Origin of the sequence: Streptomyces glaucus (assembly GCF_039533365.1) — a bacterium.
GTDB lineage: Bacteria > Actinomycetota > Actinomycetes > Streptomycetales > Streptomycetaceae > Streptomyces > Streptomyces glaucus.
Window position 1 is genome coordinate 181647 of sequence record NZ_BAAATK010000002.1, and the last position, 6659, is coordinate 188305.

The following is a 6659-nucleotide window of genomic DNA, read 5'->3' on the forward strand; positions in this document are numbered from 1 at the left end:
GTGGGTCGCACCGCGCCCGCAATGTCCGTTACGACGTCAGTGCGGAGGGCCGTACGCGGGGTTCGGGGCCCCGTCCGGACAACTGTGGCGCACCACACGTTCCTTGAAGATATGGAGGAGCCCCTGATACCGGTTGGTCCCATGTCCCACACCGCTCACATACGCAGCCACCGGAAGCCCCGCCGCAGCGCGCCCACCGCCGCGATGCGCGCCGGAGTTGCCGGTGGCGTCCTCAGCACCCTGGCAGTGGCCGGGGCGTCCGGTTCGGCGAACGCCGCCGAGCCGGTGACGCAGACCCTTGAACTGCCCACCCTGACGGCCGACCTGACCGCTCAGGTCGCCGAGTCCGCGCTCGCCACGGAGCAGGCGGCCGCGGACTACCAGCTGCAGGCCGAGCGTGACGCGGCGGCCGCCAAGGCCGCCAAGGAGGCCGAGGCGGACCTCGCCGAGGCGAAGAAGAAGGCGGAGGCCCGGAAGAAGGCCGCGGAGGAGGCCCGCAAGGCCGCCGCCGAGCGGGCCGCGCGTGACGCGGAGCGGGCCGCCCTCGGCGCCACCGCCACCGCCACCACGGCGGCGACCGTGTCCGCGCCGTCCGGCGGCAGCGTCGCGACCGTCGTGTCCTTCCTCAGGGCGCAGGTGGGCGACGCCTACGTCATGGGCGCCACCGGGCCGAACGCCTGGGACTGCTCCAGCCTGGTGCAGGCCGCGTTCAAGCAGGTCGGTGTGGACCTGCCGCGCGTCTCGCAGGACCAGTCGATGGTCGGCACCGAGGTCTCGATGTCCGACCTGCAGGTCGGCGACATCCTCTACTGGGGCGCCAAGGGCTCCGCCTACCACGTGGGCGTCTACATCGGCAACGGCCAGTACCTGGACGCGGCCAACCCGTCCAAGGGCGTCGTCGTCCAGGACCTGTCCGGCTACCCGGCCACGGGCGCGGTGCGCGTGCTCTGAGCCGGGACCGCCGCACGGAGTGAGGGGCCGCCGCCGCTCGGGGGCAGCGGCCCTTCCGTCGTGCCCGGGGCGAGCCGCGCCGGGCGGCGTCACGCCTTGGGCGCCACCTTGCTGAGCCCGTTGATGATGCGGTCCATCGCGTCGCCGCCGGTGGGATCCGTGAGGTTGGCGAGCAGCTTGAGGGTGAACTTCATCAAAAGCGGGTGCGTGAGTCCCCGCTGGGCCGCGATCTGCATGACCTTCGGGTTGCTGATGAGCTTCACGAAGGCGCGGCCGAGGGTGTAGTAGCCGCCGTAGGTGTCCTTCAGGACGCGCGGGTAGCGCTGCAGGGCCGTCTCGCGCTGGGCCGGCGTCGCGCGCGCGTGGGCCTGGACGATGACGTCGGCGGCGAGCTGCCCGGACTCCATGGCGTAGGCGATGCCCTCGCCGTTGAAGGGGTTCACCAGGCCGCCGGCGTCGCCGACCAGCAGCAGGCCGCGGGTGTAGTGGGGCTGGCGGTTGAAGGCCATGGGCAGGGCGGCGCCGCGGATCGGGCCCGTCATGTTCTCCGGCGTGTAGCCCCAGTCCTCGGGCATGGACGCGCACCAGGCCTTCAGCACCTCCCGCCAGTCCAGCTCCTTGAAGGAGGCCGAGGTGTTGAGGACGCCCAGGCCGACGTTGGACGTGCCGTCGCCCATGCCGAAGATCCAGCCGTAGCCGGGCAGCAGGCGGTCCTGCGGGCCGCGCCGGTCCCACAGCTCCAGCCAGGACTCCAGGTAGTCGTCGTCGTGGCGCGGCGAGGTGAAGTACGTCCGGACCGCGACGCCCATCGGGCGGTCCTCCCGGCGGTGCAGGCCCATCGCCAGGGACAGCCGGGTGGAGTTGCCGTCGGCGGCGACGACCAGCGGCGCGTGGAAGGTGACCTCGCGCTTGTCCTCGCCCAGCTTGGCGCGCACGCCGGTGATGCGTCCCGTCCGGTCGTCGACGACGGGCGCACCCACGTTGCAGCGCTCGTACAGCCGGGCGCCCGCCTTCTGCGCCTGGCGGGCGAGTTGCTCGTCGAAGTCGTCGCGCTTGCGGACCAGGCCGTAGTCGGGGAAGGAGGCGAGGTCGGGCCAGTCCAGCTGCAGGCGCACCCCGCCGCCGATGATGCGCAGGCCCTTGTTGCGCAGCCAGCCGGCCTCCTCGGAGACGTCGATGCCCATCGCCACGAGCTGCTTGACCGCGCGCGGGGTGAGCCCGTCGCCGCACACCTTCTCCCGCGGGAACTCGGTCTTCTCCAGCAGGAGGACGTCGAGCCCGGCCCGGGCGAGGTGGTACGCGGTCGTGGAGCCGGCTGGCCCCGCGCCGACGACGATCACGTCGGCGGTGGTCTCGGAGAGGGGCTCGGTCACGACGGTCACGGCGGGATCTCCCCAAGTTCGAATTCTGCGTGCCGACCGGCACTGGACAGGGGCAGTCTATTCAGCGGTACCGATCACCGGCTGAAGGGCTGCCCCCGTGAACCGAGCTCTCCCCGCCGTGCGGTTGCGCGTCCCCACCGACGAGGACGCCGTCGCCTGGCACCGGATCTTCGCCGACCCGGACGTCATGGAGTTCCACGGCGGCCGGCCGGCCGACCTGTCCGTCTACGAGGAGCTCACCGCCCGTCAGCGCCGGCACGACGCGCAGCTCGGGTTCTGCCTGTGGACCGTGCTCGACGAGTCCGGCGAGGTCGTCGGCTTCACGGGCGCCCAGCCGTGGGAGCGCGCCTGGGGCCCCGCCGGCGAGATCGAGATCGGCTGGCGGCTCGGGCGCGCGCACTGGGGCAAGGGGTACGTCACGGCGGCCGCGCACCGGACGCTGGAGCGGGTCCGCGCGGCGGACGTGCCGGGCGTGGTGGCGATGGTCGACGCCCGCAACGCCCGTTCGATCGCGGTGACCCGGCGGCTGGGCATGCGCCTCGCCGAGGTCTACCGGACGCCGACGGGGCGGGAGGGGCACTGCTACCGGCTCGACCTGTGACGGCCGGTGAGCGTCCGTCCCGGAAAGCCACGGGACGCTTCCGGCCGGTACGGCGCGGGGCTGCTCCGCCCGTACCGCTGGGGGTGACGTCCGTGCGTCCGACACCCGGGACACCCGAAGGGCGCGTGCCGCGCCCGCCCGGCCCGCCCGGGAGCGGGCTCCGGCGGGAATCGGCCGAACCGGGCCCGGGCCCGCACGCCGTCCTCGGCCCGCCCTGAGCCGCGCCGCCCGCGCGCCGGGCCGCCGCAAGCGGGTCGTCCGGTGCGGCCCGGTGCCGGTCCGGCTCAGGCCGCCTTGAACCCCCGGTGCAGGGCCACCACTCCGCCGGTCAGGTTCCGCCAGGCCACCCTCGACCAGCCGGCCCGGTGCAGCCGCTCGGCCAGGGCGGGCTGGTCGGGCCAGGCGCGGATGGACTCGGCGAGGTAGACGTACGCGTCGGGGTTGGACGACACGGCCCGCGCCACCGGCGGCAGGGCGCGCATCAGGTACTCGGTGTAGACGGTGCGGAACGGCGCCCAGACCGGATGCGAGAACTCGCAGATCACGATGCGCCCGCCGGGCCGCGTCACCCGGTGCATCTCGCGCAGGGCGGCGTCGGTGTCCTGCACGTTGCGCAGCCCGAAGGAGATGGTGACGGCGTCGAAGACGCCGTCCCGGAAGGGCAGCCGGGTCGCGTCGCCCGCGGTGAACGGCAGCCAGGCGTGCCGCTCCTTGCCGACCTGGAGCATCCCGAGGGAGAAGTCGCAGGGGACGACGTAGGCGCCGGTGCGGGCGAAGGGCAGCGAGGACGTGGCCGTGCCGGCGGCCAGGTCGAGGATCTTCTGCGCCGGGCGCGCGTCCACCGCCTTCGCGACCTCCCTGCGCCACAGCCGGGCCTGCCCCAGGGACAGCACGTCGTTGGTCAGGTCGTACCGTTCCGCCACGTCGTCGAACATCGAGGCGACTTCGTGCGGCTGCTTGTCCAGGGATGCGCGGGTCACGCGCTCATTCTTGCAGGACGGCCCCCGGCGGGCGCTCACGGGAGGAGCCGCGGCCGCTTCCGCGCCGCCACGTCCTCGACCCACCCGCACGCCAGGACGAACACCGCGATCAGCACCCAGCCGACGCCGAACAGGAACCACTGGCTGTCCAGCGGCAGATGCGCCTCGAACGCGGGCACCTGCCAGCACAGGTCGATCAGCGGCACGGCCAGGGCCAGCGCGATCTCGTGCCAGAGGTAGACGGTCACGGCCCGCGCGTTGAACACGGTCACGATCCGGTCCAGCCGCCGCAGGCGGGCCAGCCCGGCGAAGTCGATGCCGAGGCGGGCCTTGGCGTACATCAGCAGCGTCACGGACCCGGCCGACCAGAAGGCCTGCGCGAGCGGGATGTCGTCCAGGTCGTAGGTGCCGTACTCGGCCCGGTGGGCGAGGGCGTACCAGCCGCCGCAGGCGAGCGCGGCCAGCGACAACGCGGTGACGGCGGCGGGCTTCAGGCGCTGGAGCACGCCGTCGCGGTGGGCGAAGCCGAGCAGCCAGCAGAACAGGTAAGTCGCCAGGTCCAGCAGCGCGGTGCCGAAGCGGTCGTCCGGCGGCTGCCAGACGTACTGGAGGACCACGGCCGGTGCGAGGGAGAGCAGCAGCACCGGCACCGGCGCCAGCCGGAACACCCGCAGCAGCAGCGGCGAGAGCAGGACGAACCACAGGTAGGTCCGCAGATACCACAGGACCTCCCAGGCCTGCTCGCCCCAGGCGTTGCCCGGCGGGTCGCCGAGCGGCACGATCCAGTAGACGATCTGCCGGCCCGGCATCCAGCCGTGGACCAGCATCGCGACGACCACGAAGGCGCCCCAGAACCAGAAGGGCGGCAGCAGCCGGCGCAGCCGGCTCCTGATCACCTTCGGCGCCGGGCGCCGGAGCGACTTCGCCATCAGGGTCCCGGCCAGGCCGAACATGATCCCCATGGACGGGAAGACCATCCCGGCCCAGGCCCACCCGAAGGTGTGGTACGTGACGACCCGCACGAGGGCGACGGCGCGCAGGGTGTCGAAGTAGCGGTCCCGTCCGGCGGGCGCCGCCGTACCGGGCCCGGCGCCCGCCCCGGGCCCGGCATCCGCGGTGGGGTCGGGCTCCGGTGCGGGCGCCGACTCCACCGCGGGCAGCGGCGCGGTCGTCTCCACGGGCGCCGCCACCGCCGGTCCGCGGTCGGCGTACGGGTGCGACGCGTACGGCGGCTGCGCGTACTGCTGCGGTGGCGGGTACGGCTGTGACGGCGGGTACGGCTGCGGTGGTGGGTACGGCTGCGGCCGGCCGTACGCCCGGCCCTGCTCGCCGTGCCCGTGTCCGTGCCCGTGCCCGTGCCCGTGTCCGTGCCCGTGCCCCTCCTCGTCCCCGTGCCCCTGCTGACCGGCCCCCCGGCTCATCGGCTCGCCCCCGCCGGCGTGCCGACCTCGCCGGTGCGTTTCAGCTTCTGCCAGCGCAGGCGGCCGCCGGTGAGGGCGGTGACGCAGGAGTGGATGAGGACGAGGTACATCATCTGCCGGTAGGCGAGCTGCTGGAGCGGCAGCATCAGCAGGTAGCGGTACTTCTCGCGGTCCAGGCGGAAGGCGTAGGCCGCGCAGAACAGCTGCACGCCGAGCACCGCCAGCCAGGCCAGCAGGGACGCCTCGAAGTCGACGAAGATCATCGCGTAGGCGGTGAACACGTCGATGAGCGGGGCGAGGACCGGCGTGACGACCTGGAACAGCACCACCAGCGGCATGCCGACCCGGCCGAAGCGCCCCGAGGGCCCGCGGTCGGTGAGGGACCTGCGGTGCTTCCACAGCGCCTGCATGGTGCCGTACGACCACCGGTAGCGCTGCGACCACAGCTGCTTGAGCGATCCCGGCGCCTCGGTCCAGGCGCGCGCGTGCTCCTGGTAGACGACCCGCCAGCCCGCCCGGTGCAGGGCGATGGTGATGTCGGTGTCCTCGGCGAGGGTGTCCTCGCTCATGCCGCCGGCCTGGAGCACCGCCTCGCGGCGGAACGCGCCGATCGCGCCGGGGATCGTCGGCATGCAGCGCAGCAGGTCGTACATGCGCCGGTCGAGGTTGAAGCCCATCACGTACTCGATGTGCTGCCAGGCGCCGATGACCGTGTCGCGGTTGCCGACCTTGGCGTTGCCCGCGACCGCGCCGACCTCGGGGTCGGCGAACGGCTGCACCAGCTGCCGCACGGTGTCCGGTTCGAAGACGGTGTCGCCGTCCATCATCACGACGATGTCGTGGCCGGCGCTGCGGACACCGTTGTTCAGCGCGGCCGGCTTGCCCGCGTTCTCCTGGCGGATCACGCGCACGTTCGTCATGCCGAGGGACTCCGCGGCGCTGCGCGCGATCTCGGACGTGCCGTCCGTGGAGCCGTCGTCGACGACGAGGATCTCGATCGGGTGGGTGCTCCGCGCCAGCGACCGGAGGGTGTTGGCGATGCACTCCTTCTCGTTGTACGCCGGGACGATCACGCTCACCGGCCGGGTGACCGTCGGCCCCCAGCTGAAGCGGCGCTTGTTGCGCAGCCGGTGGTGGCGGCGGGCCAGCAGCAGCATCATGCCGAACCGCCCCATGACGGCCACGCCCACGACCATGAGCCCGGCCGACAGCGCCGGCACCGTCCACTCGGCGACGGCGACCGCCGCGACGAGGGCCTTGCCCTCGTAGAGGGTGGTGCCGGTGGCCACGCGGTGGGCGGCCTGGAGGGGGGAGACGCCGGATG

At 73.3% G+C, this 6659-nt stretch carries 6 protein-coding genes; 2 read left to right on the forward strand and 4 right to left on the reverse strand.

Annotation, left to right across the window (positions count from 1 at the left end):
* Positions 1-111: 111 nt before the first annotated feature.
* Positions 112-951: a C40 family peptidase gene (locus tag ABD363_RS02315; protein ID WP_344599628.1), complete on the forward strand. Its 840-nt coding sequence runs from the start codon at positions 112-114 to the stop codon at positions 949-951.
* An 89-nt stretch (positions 952-1040) separates the two neighbouring features.
* Here ABD363_RS02315 and ABD363_RS02320 read toward each other — a convergent pair whose 3' ends face one another.
* Positions 1041-2333, reverse strand: a complete 1293-nt coding sequence (locus tag ABD363_RS02320; RefSeq protein WP_344599629.1) for a geranylgeranyl reductase family protein — start codon at positions 2331-2333, stop codon at positions 1041-1043.
* A 97-nt stretch (positions 2334-2430) separates the two neighbouring features.
* Here ABD363_RS02320 and ABD363_RS02325 point away from each other — a divergent pair, with 97 nt between their 5' ends.
* On the forward strand, positions 2431-2934 hold the full coding sequence (locus ABD363_RS02325; protein ID WP_344599630.1) for a GNAT family N-acetyltransferase: 504 nt from the start codon (positions 2431-2433) through the stop codon (positions 2932-2934).
* Positions 2935-3218: 284 nt separating this feature from the next.
* On the opposite strand, the gene ABD363_RS02330 is transcribed toward ABD363_RS02325, so the two are convergent.
* The 3 genes from ABD363_RS02330 to ABD363_RS02340 form a co-directional block, all read right to left on the reverse strand.
* Entirely contained in the window at positions 3219-3914 is a 696-nt protein-coding gene (locus tag ABD363_RS02330; protein WP_344599631.1) for a demethylmenaquinone methyltransferase, read from the reverse strand.
* Between the two features lie 35 nt (positions 3915-3949).
* Positions 3950-5335, reverse strand: a complete 1386-nt coding sequence (locus ABD363_RS02335) for an acyltransferase family protein (RefSeq protein WP_344599632.1) — start codon at positions 5333-5335, stop codon at positions 3950-3952.
* Positions 5332-6659 (reverse strand): glycosyltransferase family 2 protein (locus ABD363_RS02340; protein WP_344599633.1); only part of this gene is annotated, 1328 nt, incomplete at its 5' end. The genes ABD363_RS02340 and ABD363_RS02335, both read right to left, overlap by 4 nt.

What these genes read in the sequence shown, in the direction of transcription:
- ABD363_RS02335 (WP_344599632.1), bottom strand. Translation starts at nt 5,335, where the DNA reads ATGAGCCGGGGGGCCGGTCAGCAGGGGCACGGGGACGAGGAGGGGCAC.
- ABD363_RS02315 (WP_344599628.1), top strand. Translation starts at nt 112, where the DNA reads ATGGAGGAGCCCCTGATACCGGTTGGTCCCATGTCCCACACCGCTCAC.